This is a genomic window from Streptomyces sp. NPDC048612, assembly GCF_043199295.1.
Lineage (GTDB): Bacteria > Actinomycetota > Actinomycetes > Streptomycetales > Streptomycetaceae > Streptomyces.
Map to the genome: position 1 here is coordinate 112,986 of NZ_JBICVV010000015.1, position 21,932 is coordinate 134,917.

A 21,932-nucleotide genomic window follows, 5' to 3' on the forward strand; every position below is an offset into this window, starting at 1 on the left:
GGACCGGGCCGGGACCGAGTGAACCGAGTCCGTCCAAGGGGGGCCCGAACGGGGGGCCCGGCAAGGTACCGTCGATAGGCAAGCACCCGGGTCCGTGGAGCAATACGGATCCCAGGCGAAGGGGAAGCACCTCGTGGCACGCATCGGTGACGGCGGCGACCTGCTCAAGTGCTCGTTCTGTGGGAAGAGCCAGAAGCAGGTGAAGAAGCTCATCGCGGGACCTGGTGTGTACATCTGCGACGAGTGCATCGACCTCTGCAACGAAATCATCGAGGAGGAGCTCGCCGAGACCTCCGAGGTGCGGTGGGAGGAACTCCCCAAGCCGCGGGAGATCTACGAGTTCCTGAACGGCTATGTCGTCGGCCAGGAGCCCGCCAAGAAGGCCCTGTCGGTCGCCGTCTACAACCACTACAAGCGGGTGCAGGCGGGCGAGAACGGCCCCGGCCGCGGCGAAGAGGGCATCGAGCTCGCCAAGTCCAACATCCTGCTGCTGGGCCCCACCGGCTCCGGCAAGACGCTGCTGGCGCAGACCCTGGCCCGGATGCTCAACGTCCCCTTCGCGTTCGCCGACGCGACGGCGCTGACGGAGGCCGGCTACGTCGGTGAGGACGTCGAGAACATCCTCCTCAAGCTGATCCAGGCCGCGGACTTCGACATCAAGAAGGCCGAGACCGGCATCATCTACATCGACGAGATCGACAAGGTCGCCCGCAAGAGCGAGAACCCGTCGATCACCCGTGATGTCTCCGGCGAGGGCGTCCAGCAGGCGCTGCTGAAGATCCTGGAGGGCACCACCGCCTCCGTGCCGCCGCAGGGCGGCCGGAAGCACCCGCACCAGGAGTTCATCCAGATCGACACCACGAACGTCCTCTTCATCGTCGGCGGTGCCTTCGCCGGCCTGGAGAAGATCATCGAGGCCCGGTCCGGCGCCAAGGGCATCGGCTTCGGTGCCACCATCCGTTCCAAGCGGGAGATCGAGTCCAAGGACCAGCTCCAGGACGTCATGCCGGAGGACATGGTGAAGTTCGGGATGATCCCGGAGTTCATCGGCCGGCTCCCCGTCCTCACCTCGGTCCACAACCTCGACCGTGAGGCCCTGCTGCAGATCCTGGTCGAGCCGCGCAACGCGCTCGTCAAGCAGTACAAGCGCCTCTTCGAACTCGACGGTGTCGAGCTGGACTTCGACCGCCCGGCCCTGGAGGCCATCGCCGACCAGGCCATCCTGCGCGGTACCGGCGCCCGTGGTCTGCGCGCCATCATGGAGGAGGTCCTCCAGGCGGTGATGTACGAGATCCCGTCCCGCAAGGACGTGGCCCGTGTCGTCATCACCGAGGACGTCGTTCACTCGAACGTGAACCCGACTCTCGTCCCGCGCAACCGCGGCGAGTCGGGGGAGCCGCAGGAGAAGAGCGCCTGAGCCGCGGCACGCAGCCGCCCACCGAAACCGAACCGCCCGGCAGCGGGAACGCTGCCGGGCGGTGGTGTGTTCCGCGACGGGTCAGGACTGCGCGCGGTTGCAGGCTTCCTCGGCGTGCGACGCCTTGACGCCGAGACGCTGCAGAGGCTGCATGCACGGAAGGGGCGGGGTCGCGCCCCCGAGGCTGGTCGCCCAGTCCTCGCAGACGGTGAGCACCTTCTTTCCCACGATGTAGCCCTTGCTGCTCAGATAGGCCGTGCAGTCCGCGGTACTGGCCTGGGCCGGAGCGGTGGCGACGAGCGGAAGCATGGCTCCCGCCAGCAGCACCCCGGTCGCCGCCGCTGTGCGGCGCATGGACTTGCGCATGGCAGTTCCCCCTGAAGTGAAAAAGATCTTGGTCGGTCGTCGGTCAAGGTTCCAGTGGAGCAAGCGGAAGGCGCTCGACGAGCGTTCCTCGTCGAGCGCCTCGGTGCCTCGTGGGGCCGGGCCCGCCGGCGTTACTTCTCCTTGCGGACCTCGGTGCGGATCTTGGCGGTCTTCTCGGACAGCTCCTCGGCGCCGGGCGTCGACGCGGTGGCGGGCCCGGAGGCGGAGGGGGCGGCCATCATCTGGACGGCGCCGATGGCGCTGCTGTCGCCCCAGATGCAGGTGGATGCGGTGATCGGCACGGAGACACCGCCCTGGGTGACCGTGATCTTCTGCGTCCGGCACTTCATCACCGCGCCGTCGAAGTCCTCGGGGGAGTACGAGGTCGTCGGCGTGACATCCTCGATCTTGGCGTTCCGGGTCGCCGCGGACTTCTTCTGGTTCTCGTCCATCTTGGCGAACATCTGGCCCACCGTGCCCTCGGGGTCGGCCACCTCGCCGTACACGCCGATGACCTGCGCCGTCAGGCCGCCGTCGGCCTTGTAGGCACCCTGGACACCCTTGCTGTTGGTGATGCCCATCGCCTTGGCCTCTTTGTCGTTCGTGAGGTCCTCGGTACCCGAGCCGCCGCCGGTGCTCGCCTTCTGGAACTGCCCGCTCAGCAGGCTGTCCGGCAGCGAGATCGTGTAGGGCTTCACATCCCCGCCCGAGCCGAACACGAAGTACGCGCCCACGCCGATCGCCGCGACGACCGCGACCGCGCCGACGATCAGGCCGACCTTCTTGCCGTTGCCGCCGCTCTCCTCCGGGCCCTGCGGGATCGTGCCGTAGGGCGTCTGCTGGCCGCCGTACGGAGCCTGCTGGCCGTAGGGCTGGCCGGCCTGCTGGGGGTAGCCGTAGCCCTGCTGAGGGGGCGCCTGGCCGGCCTGCTGCGGGTAGCCGTAGCCCTGCTGCGGAGGCACCGGACCGCCCTGCTGCGGGTAGCCGTAACCGGGCTGCGGGGCCGGTGGCTGCTGCGGCTGGCCGTACGGGCCCGGCTGCTGGGGCTGCTGGCCGTACGGGCCGGGAGGCGGCTGGTTGAAGCTCATGGAGCGGTTCCCCTCGTGACAACTGAATTCAGTTGAGTTCTGCGTGTGAAGTTCTGCGTGCTGCTTGTGCGCTGCCGACATCCTGTACGACGCCGCTGACATCCGTTGCTCCGGGGGCGAAACCGATTCGAAGCTGCTACATGCGCGCCCGTACACTGTCCGTCGTGACCGAGAACACTCAGCAGAGCAACCACAGCGCCCCCGAACTGCCGACTCAGTACACGCCGGCCGACGTAGAGGGGCCGCTGTACGAGCGCTGGGTAGAGCGGGGCTACTTCGAGGCGGACGAGAAGAGCGAGAAGCCGCCGTACACCATCGTCATCCCGCCCCCGAACGTCACCGGCTCCCTGCACCTGGGGCACGCCTTCGAGCACACCCTCATCGACGCGCTCACCCGCCGTAAGCGCATGCAGGGCTACGAGACCCTCTGGCAGCCGGGCATGGACCACGCCGGTATCGCCACCCAGAACGTCGTCGAGCGCGAGCTGGCCAAGGAAGGCGCCTCCCGGCAGGACCTGGGCCGTGAGGAGTTCGTCGAGCGGGTCTGGCAGTGGAAGGGCGAGTCCGGCGGACAGATCTCGGGCCAGATGCGACGACTGGGCGACGGGGTCGCCTGGTCGCGCGAGCGGTTCACGATGGACGAGGGCCTGTCCAAGGCCGTCCAGACGATCTTCAAGCGGCTCCACGACGACGAGCTGATCTACCGCGCCGAGCGCATCATCAACTGGTGCCCGCGCTGCCTGACCGCCATCTCGGACATCGAGGTGGAGTACCAGGACGACGACGGCGAGCTGGTCTCCATCCGGTATGGGGAGGGCGACGCCTCCATTGTCGTGGCGACGACCCGGGCCGAGACGATGCTCGGTGACACCGCGGTCGCCGTCCACCCGGAGGACGAGCGCTACGCCCACCTCGTCGGCACCGAGATCGAACTCCCGCTGACCGGCCGCCGTATCCCGGTCGTCGCCGACGAGCACGTCGACCCGGAGTTCGGCACCGGCGCGGTCAAGGTCACCCCGGCCCACGACCCGAACGACTTCGAGATCGGCCGCCGGCACGAGCTGCCCAACCTCGCCGTGCTCGACGAGCGCGGTGTCATCACGGCGCACGGCCCCTTCCAGGGCCTGGACCGCTTCGAGGCCCGTTCCGCGATCGTCGGCGCACTGCGCGCCGAGGGCCGGATCGTCGCCGAGAAGCGCCCGTACACCCACTCCGTCGGGCACTGCTCGCGCTGCAAGACCACCATCGAGCCGCGGCTGTCCATGCAGTGGTGGGTCAAGGTCGGCCCGCTGGCGAAGGCCGCGGGCGACGCGGTCCGCGACGGCAAGGTCAAGATCCACCCCAAGGAGATGGAGTCCCGCTACTTCGGCTGGGTCGACAACCTCCACGACTGGTGCATCTCGCGGCAGTTGTGGTGGGGCCACCGCATCCCGGTCTGGTACGGCCCGGACGGCGAGGTCGTCTGCGTCGGACCGGACGAGGAGCCGCCGAGCGGCGAGGGTTGGCACCAGGACACCGACGTCCTGGACACCTGGTTCTCCTCCGGCCTGTGGCCGTTCTCCACGCTCGGCTGGCCCGAGCAGACCCCGAGCGTCGAGAAGTTCTATCCGAACTCCGTCCTGGTCACCGGCTACGACATCCTCTTCTTCTGGGTCGCCCGGATGATGATGTTCGGGCTGTACGCGATGGACGGCACCCCGCCGTTCCACACCATCGCGCTGCACGGCATGGTCCGCGACCAGCTCGGCAAGAAGATGTCCAAGTCCTTCGGGAACGCGGTCAACCCGCTGGACTGGATGGACGAGTACGGTTCGGACGCCGTCCGGTTCACGCTCGCCCGCGGCGCCAACCCCGGTGTCGACGTCCCGATCGGCGAGGCCTGGGTCCAGGGCTCCCGCAACTTCGCCAACAAGATCTGGAACGCCACCCGCTTCGCGCTGATGAACGGTGCGACGGTGGAGGGCGAACTCCCGCCCGCCGAGCAGCTGTCGGCGACCGACCGGTGGATTCTGTCCCGGCTGAACTCCGTCGTCGCCGAGGTCGACGCGTACTACGACGACTACCAGTTCGCGAAGCTGTCGGACACCCTGTTCCACTTCGCCTGGGACGAGGTCTTCGACTGGTACGTCGAGCTGTCCAAGACCACCTTCATGGCGGGCGGCCCGGCCGCCGACGCCTCGCGCCGGGTGCTGGGCGAGGTCCTGGACGTCACCCTGCGGCTGCTGCACCCGGTCGTCCCGTTCGTCACCGAGACCCTGTGGACGGCGCTGACCGGCGGCGAGTCGGTCGTGATCGCCGACTGGCCGAAGGCTGTGGTCATTCCTGGGGCCGAGGCCCCGGGCGGCTTCCGGGACGCGGCGGCGGAGCGGGAGATCGAGACCGTTCAGCAGGTCGTGACCGAGGTCCGCCGGTTCCGCTCGGACCAGGGGCTCCAGCCGGGCCAGAAGGTCCCCGCCCAGCTGGACCTGTCCGGCACGGAGCTGGCCGCGCACGAGGCCGCGATGCGCTCGCTGCTGCGGCTCCAGCCGGCCGGTGACGGCTTCAGCGCCACCGCCTCGCTGCCGGTCGCGGGCGCCACGGTCGCCCTGGACCTGTCCGGCACCATCGATGTCGAGGCGGAGCGCAAGCGCCTGACGAAGGACCTGGGCGCGGCCGAGAAGGAGAAGGCGCAGGCCACCGGCAAGCTCGGCAACGAGGCGTTCCTGGCCAAGGCGCCGGAGAAGGTCGTGGACAAGATCCGCGGCCGGCTGGAGACCGCGGAGGCGGACATCGTCCGGATCACCGCGCAGCTCGCGGCGCTGCCGAAGGCGTAACGGCGGCGGACTCCGCAGGCCCCTCGTCCGTACGGGCGGGGGCCTGAGCCGTTCCCGGGCGGGGTCGGCCGGGTCCGGGTCACGGCCCGGCCGGACGCTCGGCGAGGGGCTCCGCCCCATGGTCCGGCCGTTCTCATCGGGCTCTCATCTGGCCGAGGCACGGTGGGGCGGAAGCCGTCGTTCCGGCGGCGCCGCACGTCCCGTCCCGGAGGAGCCGCGCCCGATGAACAAACCCCTGCGACGGGCCGCGGTCTTCTGTCTGGCCCTGATCGTCGCGCTGATGGGCTGGGCTACCTGGCTCCAGGGCGCCAAGGCGAGCGACTACAAGGACGACCCGCACAATCCGCGGGTCGCCATCGGCAAGTACTCCGCGCCCCTGGGCAATATCCTCGTCGGCGGGGAGCCGGTCACCGGCTCCGCCGCCACCTCCGACACCCTGAAGTACAAGCGGACCTCCAAGGACGGCCCGCTGTACGCGCCGGTCACCGGCTTCAGCTCGCAGATCTTCGGCAGCAACCAGCTGGAGAACCTGTACGGCGATGTGCTGGACGGCTCCGACAGCCGGCTGCAGAGCCCCGCCGACGCCCTGTCCCGCAGCCGGCCCAAGGCCGGCGACGTGGCCACCACCATCGACGCCCGGGTGCAGAAGGCGGGCTACCGGGCGCTGGGCGGCAAGAAGGGCGCCGCCGTCGCCATGGACCCGGACACCGGGCGGATTCTGGGCATGGTCAGCACCCCGTCGTACGACCCGGGGTCGTTCGCCGGGTCCGGCTCCGGCGACCAGGAGGCGTGGCGGAAGATGTCCGGCGACGCCGACCACCCGGAGGTCAACCGGGCGCTGCGGCAGCCGCTGCCGCCCGGCTCCACCTTCAAGCTGGTGGTCGCCGCTGCCGCGCTGGAGGACGGGCTGTACTCCTCGGTGGACGAGCCCACCAAGAGCCCCGACCCGTACACCCTCCCCGGCACCCGCACCGAGCTGACCAACGAGAACAAGGCCGCACCCTGCAAGAACGCGGACATCCGCACCGCGCTCCAGTACTCCTGCAACACCGTCTTCGCGAAGATGGCCGTCGACCTGGGCAAGGACAAGGTCAAGGCGCAGGCCGAGAAGTTCGGCTTCAACGACGGCGAGGTGGACACCCCGGTACGGGCCGGCAAGAGCGTCTACCCCACGGACATGGACGAGGCGCAGACCGCGCTGTCCGGAATCGGGCAGTTCGACGACCAGGCGACCCCGCTGCAGATGGCGATGGTCACCTCGGCCATCGCGAACGGCGGCGAGCTGAAGACCCCGCAGCTGGTCGACAAGCTGACCGACGGCGGCGGCAACACCGTCCAGGACTACGGCCCGAAGAGCTATCGCGACGGCCGGACCATGTCGGGGCGCACGGCCGCGCAGCTGCGGTCGGCGATGCAGACGGTGGTGGACAAGGGCACCGGTTCCGCCGCGAAGATCGGCGGACTGACCGTGGGCGGCAAGACCGGCACCGCCCAGCACGGCGTCGACAACAGCGGTACGCCCTACGCCTGGTTCGTCTCGTACGCCGAGGACGGCAAGGGGCACCGGGTGGCGGTGGCCGTCATGGTCGAGGACGGGCACGCCGCCCGCAACGAGGTCTCCGGCAACGGGCTGGCGGCCCCGACCGCGCGGGCGATGATGAAGGCGGCGCTGCCGTAGGCGCCGGCCGGGCCCCGGCGCGGGGGCGCACGCCGGGGCGCGGACCCGGCGTGCCGCCGCCCGGCCACGGCTCCGGACCGGCAGGGGGCAACGCAGCGCACCGCTGTCACAGGTGCCTCGTAGACTGGTCGGCGTGAGCGAGCGCCCCCAGAACGACGACCCCGACCCGACCGACGCCTTCGACGACATGGTCGAGGCCGAGACCGACCGTGACCCGGATCTTGCCGTGATCGAGGCCGGCAGCCGGACCCTGCGCGCCCAGGCCGGGCCGCCGCAGGGGGACGGGATTCCCACCCGGCCGGCCGACCCCGAGGTCGACCGCGCGCTGCGCGCCGTCGAGGAGGAGCTGGCGGGCCGCTGGGGTGAGACCAAGCTCGACCCGTCGGTGCAGCGCATCGCGGCGCTGCTGGACATCCTCGGCTCGCCGCAGCGTGCCTACCCCTCGATCCACATCACCGGTACCAACGGCAAGACCAGCACCGCCCGCATGATCGAGGCCCTGCTGACCGCCTTCGACCTGCGCACCGGCCGCTACACCAGCCCGCACGTCCAGTCCATCACCGAGCGGATCAGCCTGGACGGCGGCCCGATCTCCGCCGAGCGCTTCATCGAGACGTACCGGGACATCGCTCCGTACGTGGAGATGGTCGACAGCCGGGAGGAGTACCGCCTGTCGTTCTTCGAGGTGCTGACGGCGATGGCGTACGCCGCCTTCGCGGACAGCCCCGTGGACGTCGCGGTCGTCGAGGTCGGCATGGGCGGGACCTGGGACGCGACGAACGTCATCGACGGCGATGTCGCCGTGGTCACCCCGATCTCGCTGGACCACACCGACCGGCTGGGGGAGACGCCCGAGCAGATCGCCGGGGAGAAGTCCGGGATCATCAAGAAGGACGCCACGGTCGTGCTGGCCCAGCAGCCGGTGGACGCGGCGTCGGTGATGCTCAAGCGCGCGGTCGAGGTGGACGCCACGGTCGCCCGTGAGGGCATGGAGTTCGGGGTGCTCTCCCGTGAGGTCGCGGTCGGCGGGCAGATGCTGACGCTGCGCGGACTGGGCGGCGAGTACCCCGAGATCTTCCTCCCGCTGTACGGCGCCCACCAGGCGCACAACGCCGCGGTGGCGCTCGCCGCGGTCGAGGCGTTCTTCGGCGTCGGTTCGGAGCACGCCCGCACCCTCGACATCGACACTCTCCGCTCCGCGTTCGCCGCCGTCAGCTCGCCCGGCCGGATGGAGGTCGTGCGCCGCAGCCCGACGGTCGTGCTGGACGCGGCGCACAACCCCGCGGGGGCGCGGGCCGCGGCCGAGGCGGTCACCGAGGCGTTCGGCTTCAGCCGGCTGGTCGGCGTGGTCGGCGCCAGCGGCGACAAGGACGTACGGGGCCTCCTGGAGGCCTTCGAGCCGGTCTTCGCCGAGGTCGTGGTGACGCGCAATTCCAGCCATCGTGCGATGGACCCGGACGAGCTGGCGGCCGTCGCCGTCGAGGTCTTCGGCGCCGACCGGGTCCAGGTCGAGCCGCGGCTCGACGACGCCCTGGAGGCGGCGATCACCCTCGCCGAGGAGGAGGGCGAGTACTCCGGCGCCGGTGTGCTGGTGACCGGCTCGGTGATCACCGTCGGCGAGGCCCGACTGCTGATGGGAAGGGGCTGACCGTGCGCACGCTGTGTGCCAGCACTCTGATAGGCGAATTCTTCGTGATCGGCTTCGCCGGTCTGGTCGCGATGCAGATGACCGAGCTTCCGGCGGTCACGGTCTGGACGGTCAGCGGGATCGGGATGCTGCTGAGCCTGCTGCTGTGCGGGATGCTGGGCCGTCCGGGTGGCGTCGCGCTCGGCTGGGCGCTGCAGGGCGCCCTGATCGCCGGCGGCTTCGTGGTGCCGACGATGTTCTTCCTGGGCGCGGTCTTCGCCGCCCTGTGGTGGGCGTCGGTCCACTTCGGCCGCAAGATCGATGAGGCGAAGGCCCGTTGGGCGGCGCAGTCCGAGGCGTCCGGCGAGCCCGCCGGCGAGCCGGCCTGACACCCGCTCCGCGGGGCGTTCCGCGGGCCGGGGGCTGCGCCGTACGGCGGGGTGTCCCCCATGTAGCCTCAGTGCACCCGCTGACCATTGTTCATATCCAGGGAGTCCCTTCGTGAGCCAGCGCACCCTCGTCCTCCTCAAGCCCGACGCCGTCAAGCGGGGTCTGATCGGCGAGATCATCGGCCGTATCGAGAAGAAGGCCGGCTGGACGATCAGCGCGCTGGAACTGCGCGGCCTGGACCGCGAACTCCTGGAGCAGCACTACGGGGAGCACGTCGGCAAGCCGTTCTACGAGCCGCTGGTCCAGTTCATGTCCTCCGGTCCGGTCGTCTCGATGGTCGTCGAGGGCGAGCGGGTGATCGAGGGCGTCCGGATGCTGGCCGGTCCGACTGACCCGATTGCCGCGCCGAGTGGGTCCATTCGTGGGGACTTCGGAACGATCACCCGGGAGAATCTGATCCATGCATCGGATTCCGAAGAGTCCGCAGAGCGCGAGATCAAGATTTTCTTCCCGGGCATTTCCTGACACATCATCAGCTGTGCACCCCCCGTGACCTGGGGCGACCGAAGAAATCATCGGTCGCCCTTTGGTGTATACGACACGATCGGGGGAACGCATCACCGCGACACGACGTCACCATTGAGGGGGGCGGGTGCGTGTACGGCTGACAATGGCGGAACAGCCTCCCGACGTGTTCGAGTGGGCCTACTACGAACTACGATGGAGGCTTCCGCGCCTCACAGCGCATCACCTCCTGCCGACCTCCAGTAAGCATTCGCTCCAGTTGGGAAGGCCAGACGTATCCTCATGGGGAACAACATGTCGTTCATCGGCCGTGACATGGCTGTCGACCTCGGGACCGCCAACACGCTGGTGTACGTCAGGGGCCGCGGAATCGTCCTCAACGAGCCGTCGGTCGTGGCCATCAACACCAACACCGGCGGGATTCTCGCGGTGGGTGCTGAGGCGAAGAAGATGATCGGGCGCACGCCCGGCAACATCGTCGCCGTACGGCCCCTGAAAGACGGCGTGATCGCCGATTTCGAGATCACCGAGCGGATGCTCCGCTACTTCATCCTCAAGATCCACAAGCGGCGCTACCTGGCCCGTCCGCGGGTCGTGGTGTGCGTCCCCTCCGGTATCACCGGAGTGGAGCGCCGCGCGGTGATCGAGGCCTCGACCCAGGCCGGCGCGCGCCAGGTCCACATCATCGAGGAGCCGATGGCTGCGGCGATCGGCTCCGGTCTGCCGGTCCACGAGGCCACCGGCAACATGGTCGTGGACATCGGCGGCGGCACCACCGAGGTCGCGGTCATCTCGCTCGGCGGCATCGTCACCGCGCAGTCCATCCGGGTGGCCGGCGACGAGCTGGACAACGCGATCATCCAGCACATCAAGAAGGAGTACAGCCTTCTGCTGGGCGAGCGCACCGCCGAGAGCATCAAGATCACCATCGGCTCGGCGTACGACCTCGAACAGGACGAGCACACCGAGATCCGCGGCCGCGACCTGGTCTCCGGCCTCCCGAAGACCGTGGTCATCTCGGCCGCCGAGGTGCGCAAGGCCATCGAGGAGCCGGTCAACTCCATCGTCGACGCGGTCAAGACGACCCTCGACAAGTGCCCGCCGGAGCTGTCCGGTGACGTCATGGACCGCGGCATCGTGCTCACCGGTGGCGGCGCCCTGCTGCGCGGCCTCGACGAGCGGCTGCGCCGCGAGACCGGTATGCCCATCCACATCGCCGAGGACCCGCTCGACTCCGTCGCGCTCGGCTCCGGCAAGTGCGTCGAGGAGTTCGAGGCGCTCCAGCAGGTCCTCGACTCCCAGCCGCGCAGGTAGCACGGCCGGGGGAACCGGCCCGTACCGCCGCCGCCAGGCGGTGGACGGGACAGCCGGCGACCCCGGCGGCAGCGGCCGGTCCGTCCGCCGGACCGGCCGAGGGACAGCACAAGGTCCCGACAGACACGGTGACTGACGCTCCACCGTCCGGCACCGTCACAGGCACAACGCTCAACTCCCGAACGAGACCGGCGGGGCCCGCAGCCGGCCGGTCCTACGAGGAAGGACACGGCCGCCGCACGTGAGGGACACACGAGAGAGCCGGCTGCTGCTGGTGCTGCTGGTCGCGATCGCGTTCGCGCTGATCACGGTCGATATCCGCGGCGGCGAACAGTCCCCGCTCGATGGCGCCCGGCAAGCCGCCGCCTCCGCCTTCGGCCCGGTCGAGAGCGGCGTCGCCCGCGTCGTCGACCCGGTCGGCCACGCGGTCGGTGCCGTACGGGACTCCGGCCGCCGGCACACCCGGATCAGCAAGCTGGAGCACGAGAACGAGGCGCTGAAGGCCAAGCTCGGCTCCTCCGACCGGAACCGCAGCCGCGCCGCCGAGCTCGACAAGATCCTCAAGACCGCGGGCACCGGCCAGTACGCCATCAAGGGCGCCCAGGTCATCGCCATCGGCTCGGCCCAGGGCTTCTCCTGGACCGTCACCATCGACGCCGGCAGCCGTGACGGCATCCGCCGCGACATGACCGTGCTCAACGGCGACGGTCTGGTCGGCCGGATCACCACCGTCGGCGCCGACACCTCCACCGTCCTGCTGGCCGCCGACCCGGACTTCACCGTCGGCACCCGCATGGAGAAGACCAACGAGATCGGCTTCGCCAACGGGCAGGGCGTCCGCTCGATGCGGGTGCAGCTCCTCAACGGCCGGGCCAACATCAAGAAGGGCGACCGTCTGGTCACCTTCGGCTCCAGCAAGGACAAGCCGTTCGTGCCCGGCGTGCCCGTCGGCAGGGTCGTCCGGGTCGAGCCGTTCAACGGCGATCTGACCCGCACCCTCCAGGTCCGGCCCTTCGTCGGCTTCTCCCAGCTCGACATCGTCGGCGTCGTCGTGCAGCCGCCCCGGGAGGACCCGCGCGACACGGTGCTGCCGCCCCAGCCGGCCAAGCCCAAGCCGACGCCGACGGTCACCGTCACGGCCACCCCCTCCGCGAGCGCCTCCCCCAGGAGCTGACCGATGCGCATCAACCGGATTCTGCTCTCCGCCCCGCTGGTGGTCGTCGCCCTCGTCATCCAGGTCACCATCCTCGCCAGACTCCAACTGCCCGGCGCGGTACCGGATCTGCTGCTGCTCGTGGTGGTCGGTCTGGCGCTGGTCTACGGCCATGTCGGCGGCGCGCTCATCGGCTTCTTCGCCGGGCTGCTGGCCGACCTCGCCCCGCCGTCCGACCACGCCGTCGGCCGCTATGCGCTGGTGCTCTGCGTCATCGGCTACGCGGCGGGCCTGACCCGGCCGGAGTCCGGGCGGCACCGCTCGGCGACGCTGCCGCTGATCGTCGTCATCGGCGCCGCGATCGGCTCGACGCTGATGTACGCGGGCGTCGGCGCGCTGGTCGGCGACACCGCGGCCCGGCACGTCGGCATCGTCGGACTGCTGCTCAGCGCCACCCTCTACGACCTGCTGCTGGCCCCGTTCGTGGTCCCGCTGGTGATGGCCGCGGCGCGCAGAACCGAGGGCGATCCGCTGACCGGCGACGGCACCAGCGGCGCCGGCGGTTCCGGCGGCACCTCCGGCTACGGCTGGCTCACCACCGGCACCGGCCTCAAGGCCAGCCGCGGCGCCATGAAGTCCGTGCGCTCGGGGGCCCGCATCGGCAGCCAGCGCGGCGGTCTGCTCGGCAAGTCGGCCCGCGACAAGGTGGGCCGTATCAAGGGGGTCAAGCGGCTGTGACGCTCTCCCGCCCCACGACCACGACCCCTCATGGAGGCGCGGCGCGCCATGAGTAATCTCCCGGAATCCCGGACCTCCCGGGTGAGCGTCCGGCTCATCGCGATCCAGATCCTGGTCTTCTCGCTGCTGCTCACCCTCGGCGGACGGCTCTGGTATCTGCAGATCCGCAACGGCACGGAGTACGCCACCGAGGCGAGGAACAACCACGTCCAGCAGGTCATCGAGCCCGCCACCCGCGGCTCGATCCTCGACGCGCGCGGCGTGCCGCTGGCCGACAACCAGACCCGTCTGGTGGTGTCGGCCAGCCGTACCGAGCTGCTGAAGATGAAGGACGACGGCAAGGCCGTGCTCGGCCGGCTGGCCAAGGTGCTCGGCCTGTCCGAGAAGGAGATCCGCAACAAGGTCCGGCTCTGCGACGCCAAGACGCCGCAGCCCTGCTGGAACGGCTCGCCCTACCAGCCGATCCCGATCACCGACGAGGCCACCACCCAGCAGGCCCTCCAGATCCGCGAGCGCTCCGAGGACTTCCCCGGCATCAGCGCCGAGCCCACCGCCGTGCGCCGCTACGCCGCCCCGGGCAAGGCCAACACCGCCCAGGTCCTCGGCTACCTCTCACCGGTCACCGACGCGGAGATCAAGAAGGCCGAGCACAGCCGTTCACCGCTGCTGCGCTCCGACCAGATCGGCCGGTCCGGTCTGGAGCGGACGTACGACGACGCGCTGCGCGGCAAGGCCGCCGTCACCCGCTACGAGGTCGACAACCTCGGCCGGGTCATCGGCCAGGCGAAGAGCGAGAAGGGCCGGGCCGGCGCCAGCGTCGTCACCAGCATCGACGCCCGGGTGCAGGCCCTGGCGGAGAAGCAGCTGGACCAGGCCATGAAGGACGCCCGCAAGGAGCACGACAAGAACACCGGCACCAACTACAAGGCCGACTCCGGTGCCGTCGTCGTCATGGAGGCGAAGACCGGCCGGGTGGTGGCGATGGCCTCCAACCCGTCCTACGACCCCAACGCCTGGGTCGGCGGGATCTCCGGCAAGGACTACGGCCGCCTCACCGGCAAGGACTCCAACTACCCGCTGCTGAACCGCGCCATCCAGGGCCAGGCGGCCCCCGGCTCGATCTTCAAGGTCATCTCGACCGCGGCCGCGGTCAACGCGGGCTACGACTTCAACGGCCACTACCCCTGCACCAGCTCGTACAGCATCGGCGGCCAGGTCTTCAAGAACTTCGAGTCGCAGAGCCACGGCGCGATCAGCCTCGGCCGCGCGCTGGAGGTCTCCTGCGACACCGTCTTCTACCGGCTCTCGCACGACGAGTGGCGCAAGGACGGCGGGGACAAGCCGAAGAAGGACGCCAAGAACTGGTTCTACAAGACCGCCCACCAGTTCGGCCTCGGCAAGGAGACCGGAATCGACCTCCCGAACGAGGTCCGCGGCCGGGTCCCCGACCGCAAGTGGAAGAACGACTTCTGGAAGGCCAACAAGGCCGGCTGGTGCGAACAGGCCAAGGCCTGGCCCAAGAAGAAGGACTTCGGCACCAAGCTCGCCCGGGAGGGCTGCCTGGAGGGCATGAAGCTGCACGCCTACGACTCGATCAACTACGCCATCGGCCAGGGCGACACCCTCGTCACCCCGATCCAGATGGCGGCCATCTACGGCGCGATCAGCAACGGCGGCACGCTCTACGACCCCACCGTCGGCAAGGCCGTCGTCAGCCCCGACGGCAAGCACATCCAGCGGGTCAAGCCCACCTCGCACGGCAAGCTGCCGGTCTCGCAGAAGACCCTCGGGCAGATGGACAGCGCCCTCGCCGGTGTCGCCACCCGCGGCACCGCCGCCTGGCGGTTCGGCGGCTGGCCGCAGGACAAGATCCCGATGCACGCCAAGACCGGTACGGCCGAGGTCTACGGCAAGCAGACCACCTCGTGGTTCGCGACGTACACCAAGGACTACACGATCGTCATGACCATCGCCCAGGGTGGTACCGGCTCCGGCGCCTCCGGGCCCGCCGTGCGCAACATCTACAACGCCCTGTACGGAGTCGACGAGAAGGGCGGCATCGACCCCAAGGCCGCGCTGCTCCCCAAGCCGGAGGCCAAGCTGCCCAAGATCGAAAGTGATGGCGCCATCCAGTCCCAGCCCATCAAGCCCTATGTCCCGCCGTCGCCGTCGCCGTCCGCATCGGAGAGCCCACGATGACGACCAGCCACACCTCCCGGGCGTTCTCGATCCGGCGCTACACCCCCGAGCTCGGCACCTGGGGCAAGCTGACGGCGCGTGACTCGGTGCTGCGCAAGCTGGACTGGATACTGCTGCTGTCCTGCCTGCTGCTGTCGCTGATCGGCTCGCTGCTGGTGTTCTCCGCCACCCGCAACCGCACCGAACTCAACAAGGGCGACGAGTACTACTTCTTCCTGCACCATCTGCTCAACCTCGGGATCGGCCTCGCGCTGGCCGGCGGCACCATCTGGCTCGGCCACCGGACGCTGCGCGGCGCCGTCCCCGTGATGTACGCCCTCTCGGTCGTGCTGGCGCTGCTGGTGCTGACCCCGCTGGGCGCCACCATCAACGGCTCCCGTTCCTGGCTGGCGATCCCCGGCGGCTTCTCCCTCCAGCCCGCCGAGTTCGCCAAGATCACCATCACGCTGGGCATGGCGATGCTGTTGGCGTCCCGGGTCGACGCGGGGGACCGCCCGCACCCCGACCACCGCACCGTCGTCCAGGCCCTCGGCCTCGCCGCCGTCCCCGTGGCCGTCATCATGCTGATGCCCGACCTCGGCTCGGTGATGGTGCTCGGCGCCGTCATCCTCGGTGTGCTGCTCGCCTCCGGCTCCTCCAACCGCTGGATTCTCGGCCTGGTCGGCACCGGAGTCGTCGGCTGTGTCGCGGTCTGGCAGCTCGGACTGCTCGACGACTACCAGATCGCCCGCTTCGCCGCCTTCGCCAACCCGAGCCTCGACCCGGCCGGCGTCGGCTACAACACCAACCAGGCCCGGATCGCGATCGGCGGCGGCGGACTGACCGGCTCGGGCCTCTTCCACGGCAGCCAGACCACCGGCCAGTTCGTCCCCGAACAGCAGACGGACTTCATCTTCACCGTCGCCGGTGAGGAACTCGGCTTCCTGGGCGCGGGCCTGATCATCGTGCTGCTCGGCATCGTGCTGTGGCGCGCCTGCCGGATCGCCCGCGAGTCCACCGAGCTGTACGGCACGGTCGTGGCCGCCGGCATCATCGCGTGGTTCGCCTTCCAGGCCTTCGAGAACATCGGCATGACCCTCGGGATCATGCCCGTCACCGGCCTCCCGCTGCCGTTCGTCTCCTACGGCGGCACGTCCATGTTCGCGGTCTGGATCGCGATCGGGCTGCTCCAGTCGATCCGGGTGCAGCGCCCGCTGTCCGCCTCCCGCTGACGCCGTCTCACCGTCCCAGGCGCAGCTCGAACCAGAGGGAGGCGGACCGCGGCACGCCGCCGAACGGCGTCGTGCCCCAGTCGTCGGCGAGCCGCCCGGTCAGCAGCAGCCCGTGATCTTCCTCCGGCTCCCCGGGCGCCGCGGCCGGCCGGGGAATCCGCACCGGCGCCTCGTCGTGCACGCTGATCCGCAGCCCGTGCCCGGTGGTCAGCAACCGCAGCAGGATGTCGGCGGACCGCGGCGTCCGCAGATGGGAGCTGGTCACCGCCTCCGAGGTGAGCAGCACCGCGGTGTCGATGAGCGGGGCGAGGGGGGTGCGGCGCAGCACCGCGCGGACGAAGTCGCGGGCCGCCTTCGGGGCGGTGGGGCTGCTCGGTGTGGTCAGCAGATGCGAACGGGCGCCTGCCGGGACGCGGATGGGTGTCCGGGTGACGGGTGCGGTCTGGGGGTGCACGGGTGTCTCCCTCCCCGAAGGGGTCGAGTGCGCCCGATACCACTCAGCGTGGCGGGCTCATCACGCACAGTAAGTCACGCCGTGCGGCGCGTGCCACCCGCTCCGGCGGATTCCGGCCCCTCGGCAGCTGCCCGCTCCGGGCGGGTGGTCGCGGCCGGGAGACGTGACTAGATTCGATGCATGGCGGACACCGTGCGGGAGATCGAGCGGAAGTACGAGGCCGACGACGGCACCCGGCTGCCCGACCTGACCGGTGTCGACCGGGTCGCCGCCGTGGAGGAGGCGGGCACCGAGGAACTCGACGCCGTCTACTACGACACCGCCGGCCGGCACCTCGCCGCCGACGGCCTCACCCTCCGCCGGCGTACCGGCGGCAAGGACGCCGGATGGCACCTGAAACTGCCGGTCGCCCCGGGGGTGCGCGACGAACTGCGGGCCCCGCTCTCCGAGGCGCCCCCCGCCGAACTCACCGCCCTCGTCCGCTCCCGCACGCTGGACCGGGAACTGCTCCCGCTCGTACGGCTGCGGACCCGGCGCACGGTCCGGGTGCTGCGGGACGCCGCGGGCGCGCCGCTCGCGGAGGTGGCCGAGGACGTGGTGCGCGCGTGGCGGCTCGACGGCGCCGAGGCGGGGAAGACCGGCCCGGGGCCCGCCAAGGCCCGCTGGCGCGAGATCGAGGTGGAGCTGCTCGGGCGGGGCGGCACCGGGCTGCTGGACGAGATCGGCCGGGCCCTGGCCGCGGCGGGGGTGCGCCCCGCCTCCGCGGCGTCGAAGCTGGCCCGTGCCCTGGCCGAGACGGGGCAGGGCGCGGCCAAGGCCAAGGCCAACGGCAAGGGCGCGGGCGGCAAGGGCCGGAAGAAGGCGGAGGAGCCGGAGGAGGCGGAGGAGCCGGAGGAGCCGCAGAAGGCCCGGACCGCCGGGGACGTCGTTCTGCGCTACGCCCGCGACCAGGTCCGGGCGATCATCGAGCTGGACCCCGCGGTACGGCGCGACCTGCCCGACGCGGTGCACCAGATGCGGGTCGCCACCCGCCGGCTGCGCAGCCTCTTCCGCTCGTACACCAGGGTCCTCGACCGCACCGCCACCCGCCCCCTCGGCGTCGAACTCAAGTGGCTGGCCGCGGAGTTGGGGGTGGAGCGGGACCGCGAGGTGCTGACCGGACGGCTCCGGGCCGCGCTGGACGAGACGCCCGCCGCGCTCCGGCTCGGCCCGGTGGACGCCCGGCTGCGCATCTGGTCCGAACGCCGCCGGGCCGGCGCGCGGGACGGCCTGCTCGCCGCCCTGGACGGGCCGCGCTATCTGTCCCTGCTGGAGGCCCTGCACGCCTTCCTGGCGGACCCGCCGCTGCGCAGGGCCGCCGGCCGTCCGGCGCCCGAGGCGGTGGCCGCCGCCGTACTCAGGGACCACCGGCGGCTGGCCCGCCGGATGGAGACCGCGCTGACCGCACCGGCCGGGCGGGAACGGGACGAGGCGCTGCACGGCGCCCGCAAGGCGGCCAAGCGCACCCGCTACGCCGCGGAGGCGGCCCGCCCGGCGCTCGGCGGCCCGGCGAAGAAGTTCACCAAGCGGACCAAGCGGGTGCAGCAGCTGCTCGGCGACCACCAGGACAGCGTGGTGGCGCGCGGCGCCCTGCGCGAGCTGGCGGCCCAGGCGCAGCAGGCCGGAGAGGGCGGCTTCACCTTCGGCCTGCTGTACGGGCGCGAGGAGGCGCTGGCGGCGGACCGGGAGCGGGCGCTGCCGCACGTGTGGCGGAAGGCCTCGCGCCGCAGGCACCGGGCCGCGCTCCGGCCGTGACCTGCCGGGGGCCGGCCGCCTGACCGGTGCACGGCAGCGCGCCGCCGGCGCCGGGCACTTCCCGCGGCCGCGGGGCCGTCCGGTGGCCGTGCGAGAGGGGTGGCTGGAAGCAGTTACGCTTGAGAGTCGCCCCCTGCCAGCTCACGAAGGTACGAGATGTCTGCCGAGTCGGTCTTTCCGCAGCTCGAGGCCCTGCTCCCGCATGTGCAGAAGCCCATTCAGTACGTCGGCGGTGAGCTGAACTCCACCGTCAAGGACTGGGACTCCTGCGATGTCCGCTGGTCGCTCATGTACCCGGACGCGTACGAGGTCGGTCTGCCCAACCAGGGCGTCATGATCCTCTACGAGGTCCTCAACGAGCGCGAGGGCGTACTGGCCGAGCGCACGTACAGCGTGTGGCCGGACCTCGAAGCGCTGATGCGGGAGCACGGCGTCCCCCAGTTCACGGTCGACGCGCACCGCCCCGTCGGCGCCTTCGACGTGCTCGGCGTCTCCTTCTCGACCGAGCTGGGCTACACCAACCTCCTCACGGCCCTGGACCTCGCCGGTATCCCGATGGAGTCCAAGGACCGCACCGAGGACCACCCGATCATCCTCGCGGGCGGCCATGCGGCCTTCAATCCCGAGCCGATCGCGGACTTCCTGGACTGCGCGGTGGTGGGCGACGGCGAGCAGGCGGTGCTGGAGATCACCGAGATCATCCGCGCCTGGAAGGCCGAGGACCGGCCCGGCGGCCGCGACGAGCTGCTGTTCCGCCTCGCGAAGACCGGCAGCGTGTACGTCCCCAAGTTCTACGACGTCGAGTACCTGGCCGACGGGCGGATCTCCCGTGTCGTGCCGAACCGCTCCGGCGTCCCGTGGCGGGTGTCCAAGCACACCGTCATGGACCTCGACGAGTGGCCCTACCCCAAGCAGCCGCTCGTCCCCCTGGCCGAGACCGTCCACGAGCGGATGTCGGTCGAGATCTTCCGTGGCTGCACCCGCGGCTGCCGTTTCTGCCAGGCCGGCATGATCACGCGCCCCGTACGGGAGCGAAGCATCACCGGCATCGGCGACATGGTGGACAAGGGCCTGAAGGCCACGGGATTCGAGGAGGTCGGCCTGTTGTCGCTGTCCTCCGCGGACCACACCGAGATCGGCGACATCGCCAAGGGGCTCGCCGACCGGTACGAGGAAGACAAGATCGGCCTGTCGCTCCCTTCGACCCGGGTCGACGCGTTCAACGTCGACCTCGCCAACGAGCTGACGCGCAACGGCCGTCGCTCGGGTCTGACCTTCGCGCCCGAGGGCGGCTCGGAGCGGATGCGCAAGGTCATCAACAAGATGGTCTCCGAAGAGGACCTGATCAGGACCGTCTCCACGGCCTACGGCAACGGCTGGCGGCAGGTGAAGCTGTACTTCATGTGCGGTCTGCCGACCGAGACCGACGAGGACGTGCTCCAGATCGGCGACATGGCCGTCAAGGTCATCGCCGAGGGCCGCAAGGCCTCCGGTCAGAACGACATCCGCTGCACGGTCTCCATCGGCGGCTTCGTCCCCAAGCCGCACACCCCCTTCCAGTGGGCGCCGCAGCTGTCCGCGGAGGAGACGGACGCCCGTCTCGAAAAGCTCCGGGACAAGATCCGCGGCGACAAGAAGTACGGCCGCTCCATCGGCTTCCGCTACCACGACGGCAAGCCCGGCATCGTCGAGGGCCTGCTCTCGCGCGGCGACCGCCGCGTCGGCTCCGTCATCCGCGCCGTCTACGAGGGCGGCGGCCGCTTCGACGGCTGGCGCGAGCACTTCTCCTACGACCGCTGGATGAAGGCCGCCGAGGAGACGCTGCCCGGCTTCGGCGTGGACGTCGCCTGGTACACCACCCGTGAGCGGGAGTACGAGGAGGTCCTGCCCTGGGACCACCTGGACTCCGGCCTCGACAAGGACTGGCTCTGGGAGGACTGGCAGGACGCCCTCGACGAGACCGAGGTCGAGGACTGCCGCTGGACCCCGTGCTTCGACTGCGGCGTCTGCCCGCAGATGGACACCGAGATCCAGATCGGCCCGACGGGCAAGAAGCTGCTGCCGCTGATGGTGAAGTGACCTCGGCCGGAGCGACGGCCGTTCCCCGCTGACGCGGGGGTGACCCGCTGCTCCCGCTGAGCATCGTCAAGTAGCGCTCTCCGTACGCCACTTCGGCCCGGCCCTCCGCATACCGCGGGTGGCCGGGCCGTGGCGTGCTCACGCACAATGAGGCGATGCCCGCACAGCTCATCGCCCCCACCGTCACCGTCCACGCCTCCTTCCTCGCCGCGATGGACGAGTTCCTCGCCGAGGGCGCGGACTCCGTCCCGCACTCGAACATGGCCCACGAGCTGCGGACCTGGCGCGGCCGCTGGGCGAGGGCGGACGGCTTCGCGGAGTACGTCGGCACGGTCGGCGGGGTCATGGACCACGAACGCGCCGACGGTGTGGTTCCGCTGAGCACCCGCTGGTGGGTGGACGGCGACACCTACCTGGGGCGCGTCACCTTCCGCCACCGGCTCACCCCGTCCCTCCTCACCTGGGGCGGACACCTCGGCTACGGGGTGCGGCCCGGGGCCCGCCGCCGTGGCCACGCCACCGCGATGCTGCGCGCCGCGCTGCCGGTGGCCCGTGACGAGCTGGGCATCGACCCGGTGCTGGTCACCTGCGATGACACCAACACCGCCTCACGTAAGGTCATCGAGGCCTGCGGCGGGGTCTTCGAGGACCGGCGGGACGACAAGCTGCGGTACTGGATTCACCGGGACGCGGCCACCGCCGGGCCGTAGCCACCACGGCGCGTCCGGCGTACCGAAGCACACAAGGGGGAGGGCCCGATGGAGCCCATGGACAAGAACCGGCGGGAGCCCGAGCGGTACGAGCCGGGCGAGGGCTGTCTGACCACGGCGGTCCGGCTTCCGGTACGGATCGTGGTGCTGGTGCTCGTGGTGCCGGTACGCCTGGTGTGGGATGCGCTGGCCGCCCTCGGCCGGGCCGTTCACCGCAGCGTGCTGCGCCCCGTCGGCCGCGGCCTCGCCTGGCTGGGGCACACCCTCGTCGTCGTTCCCGTGGCATGGGCCTGGCGCACGCTGGTCGTCGCACCGGCGGTCTGGTTCGGCCGGTATGTGCTGGCGCCGGTGGGGCGGGGGATCGCCTGGCTGGTGC

The 21,932-nt window shown here is 70.6% G+C and carries 17 protein-coding genes and 1 pseudogene; 15 read left to right on the top strand and 3 right to left on the bottom strand.

Translation table 11 applies throughout. The annotated features are described in order from the left end of the window. The first annotated feature begins 133 nt into the window (after positions 1-133). Positions 134-1,417: an ATP-dependent Clp protease ATP-binding subunit ClpX gene (gene clpX, locus ACGFN2_RS22775; protein WP_328386842.1), complete on the top strand. Its 1,284-nt coding sequence runs from the start codon at positions 134-136 to the stop codon at positions 1,415-1,417. Between the two features lie 81 nt (positions 1,418-1,498). On the opposite strand, the gene ACGFN2_RS22780 is transcribed toward clpX, so the two are convergent. Both ACGFN2_RS22780 and ACGFN2_RS22785 read right to left on the bottom strand, forming a co-directional pair. Beyond that, complete coding sequence (locus ACGFN2_RS22780; RefSeq protein ID WP_362606923.1) at positions 1,499-1,783, bottom strand: hypothetical protein; 285 nt, start codon at positions 1,781-1,783, stop codon at positions 1,499-1,501. Positions 1,784-1,914: 131 nt separating this feature from the next. Then, the gene (locus ACGFN2_RS22785; RefSeq protein ID WP_362606922.1) at positions 1,915-2,871 is read right to left on the bottom strand and encodes a hypothetical protein; all 957 of its coding nucleotides are present in this window, start codon (positions 2,869-2,871) and stop codon (positions 1,915-1,917) included. 164 nt (positions 2,872-3,035) lie between these two features. On the opposite strand from ACGFN2_RS22785, the gene ACGFN2_RS22790 reads away from it, so the two are divergent. The 10 genes from ACGFN2_RS22790 to rodA all read left to right on the top strand — a co-directional run bounded on the left by ACGFN2_RS22790 (position 3,036) and on the right by rodA (position 16,519). Beyond that, entirely contained in the window at positions 3,036-5,684 is a 2,649-nt protein-coding gene (locus tag ACGFN2_RS22790) for a valine--tRNA ligase (RefSeq protein WP_362606919.1), read from the top strand. A gap of 223 nt (positions 5,685-5,907) precedes the next feature. After that, positions 5,908-7,362 carry a peptidoglycan D,D-transpeptidase FtsI family protein gene (locus ACGFN2_RS22795; protein ID WP_393363228.1) on the top strand — a complete coding sequence of 485 codons (1,455 nt, stop codon included), beginning with the start codon at positions 5,908-5,910 and terminating at the stop codon, positions 7,360-7,362. Between the two features lie 133 nt (positions 7,363-7,495). Beyond that, positions 7,496-9,010, top strand: coding sequence for a folylpolyglutamate synthase/dihydrofolate synthase family protein (locus ACGFN2_RS22800; RefSeq protein ID WP_362606913.1), 1,515 nt, complete (start codon positions 7,496-7,498; stop codon positions 9,008-9,010). Positions 9,011-9,012: 2 nt separating this feature from the next. Beyond that, positions 9,013-9,378, top strand: a complete 366-nt coding sequence (locus ACGFN2_RS22805) for a DUF4233 domain-containing protein (RefSeq protein WP_393363231.1) — start codon at positions 9,013-9,015, stop codon at positions 9,376-9,378. 112 nt (positions 9,379-9,490) lie between these two features. Beyond that, positions 9,491-9,904 (top strand): nucleoside-diphosphate kinase, encoded by a 414-nt coding sequence (gene ndk, locus ACGFN2_RS22810; protein ID WP_362606908.1) that lies wholly within the window; start codon positions 9,491-9,493, stop codon positions 9,902-9,904. Positions 9,905-10,198: 294 nt separating this feature from the next. Continuing rightward, the gene (locus tag ACGFN2_RS22815; RefSeq protein WP_003985182.1) at positions 10,199-11,218 is read left to right on the top strand and encodes a rod shape-determining protein; all 1,020 of its coding nucleotides are present in this window, start codon (positions 10,199-10,201) and stop codon (positions 11,216-11,218) included. A gap of 241 nt (positions 11,219-11,459) precedes the next feature. After that, positions 11,460-12,392 carry a rod shape-determining protein MreC gene (gene mreC, locus ACGFN2_RS22820; protein WP_362606906.1) on the top strand — a complete coding sequence of 311 codons (933 nt, stop codon included), beginning with the start codon at positions 11,460-11,462 and terminating at the stop codon, positions 12,390-12,392. Between the two features lie 3 nt (positions 12,393-12,395). Next, entirely contained in the window at positions 12,396-13,109 is a 714-nt protein-coding gene (mreD, locus tag ACGFN2_RS22825; protein ID WP_362606904.1) for a rod shape-determining protein MreD, read from the top strand. A gap of 48 nt (positions 13,110-13,157) precedes the next feature. After that, a complete protein-coding gene (mrdA, locus tag ACGFN2_RS22830; protein WP_362606902.1) occupies positions 13,158-15,308 on the top strand; it encodes a penicillin-binding protein 2 in 2,151 nt (716 codons plus the stop codon). After that, positions 15,305-16,519 (top strand): rod shape-determining protein RodA, encoded by a 1,215-nt coding sequence (gene rodA / locus ACGFN2_RS22835; protein WP_393363235.1) that lies wholly within the window; start codon positions 15,305-15,307, stop codon positions 16,517-16,519. Before mrdA ends, rodA begins: the two co-directional genes overlap by 4 nt. A gap of 7 nt (positions 16,520-16,526) precedes the next feature. Here rodA and ACGFN2_RS22840 read toward each other — a convergent pair whose 3' ends face one another. Further along, positions 16,527-16,973 (bottom strand): ATP-binding protein, encoded by a 447-nt coding sequence (locus tag ACGFN2_RS22840; protein ID WP_362606897.1) that lies wholly within the window; start codon positions 16,971-16,973, stop codon positions 16,527-16,529. Positions 16,974-17,153: 180 nt separating this feature from the next. Between ACGFN2_RS22840 and ACGFN2_RS22845 the strand changes: the two genes are divergently transcribed. The 4 genes and pseudogenes from ACGFN2_RS22845 to ACGFN2_RS22860 all read left to right on the top strand — a co-directional run. Further along, positions 17,154-18,767 carry a CHAD domain-containing protein gene (locus tag ACGFN2_RS22845; protein WP_393363238.1) on the top strand — a complete coding sequence of 538 codons (1,614 nt, stop codon included), beginning with the start codon at positions 17,154-17,156 and terminating at the stop codon, positions 18,765-18,767. A 156-nt stretch (positions 18,768-18,923) separates the two neighbouring features. Continuing rightward, the gene (locus ACGFN2_RS22850) at positions 18,924-20,846 is read left to right on the top strand and encodes a TIGR03960 family B12-binding radical SAM protein (protein ID WP_362606891.1); all 1,923 of its coding nucleotides are present in this window, start codon (positions 18,924-18,926) and stop codon (positions 20,844-20,846) included. 155 nt (positions 20,847-21,001) lie between these two features. After that, the gene (locus ACGFN2_RS22855) at positions 21,002-21,556 is read left to right on the top strand and encodes a GNAT family N-acetyltransferase (protein WP_362606888.1); all 555 of its coding nucleotides are present in this window, start codon (positions 21,002-21,004) and stop codon (positions 21,554-21,556) included. A 48-nt stretch (positions 21,557-21,604) separates the two neighbouring features. Beyond that, positions 21,605-21,932: pseudogene (locus tag ACGFN2_RS22860) on the top strand (hypothetical protein); the annotation flags it as partial.

Coding starts and splice junctions, on each gene's coding strand:
- ACGFN2_RS22815 (WP_003985182.1), top strand. CDS start 10,199: ATGTCGTTCATCGGCCGTGACATGGCTGTCGACCTCGGGACCGCCAAC.
- rodA (WP_393363235.1), top strand. CDS start 15,305: ATGACGACCAGCCACACCTCCCGGGCGTTCTCGATCCGGCGCTACACC.
- ACGFN2_RS22795 (WP_393363228.1), top strand. CDS start 5,908: ATGAACAAACCCCTGCGACGGGCCGCGGTCTTCTGTCTGGCCCTGATC.
- ACGFN2_RS22845 (WP_393363238.1), top strand. CDS start 17,154: ATGGCGGACACCGTGCGGGAGATCGAGCGGAAGTACGAGGCCGACGAC.
- mreD (WP_362606904.1), top strand. CDS start 12,396: ATGCGCATCAACCGGATTCTGCTCTCCGCCCCGCTGGTGGTCGTCGCC.
- ACGFN2_RS22855 (WP_362606888.1), top strand. CDS start 21,002: ATGCCCGCACAGCTCATCGCCCCCACCGTCACCGTCCACGCCTCCTTC.
- mrdA (WP_362606902.1), top strand. CDS start 13,158: ATGAGTAATCTCCCGGAATCCCGGACCTCCCGGGTGAGCGTCCGGCTC.
- ACGFN2_RS22850 (WP_362606891.1), top strand. CDS start 18,924: ATGTCTGCCGAGTCGGTCTTTCCGCAGCTCGAGGCCCTGCTCCCGCAT.
- ACGFN2_RS22780 (WP_362606923.1), bottom strand. CDS start 1,783: ATGCGCAAGTCCATGCGCCGCACAGCGGCGGCGACCGGGGTGCTGCTG.
- ACGFN2_RS22785 (WP_362606922.1), bottom strand. CDS start 2,871: ATGAGCTTCAACCAGCCGCCTCCCGGCCCGTACGGCCAGCAGCCCCAG.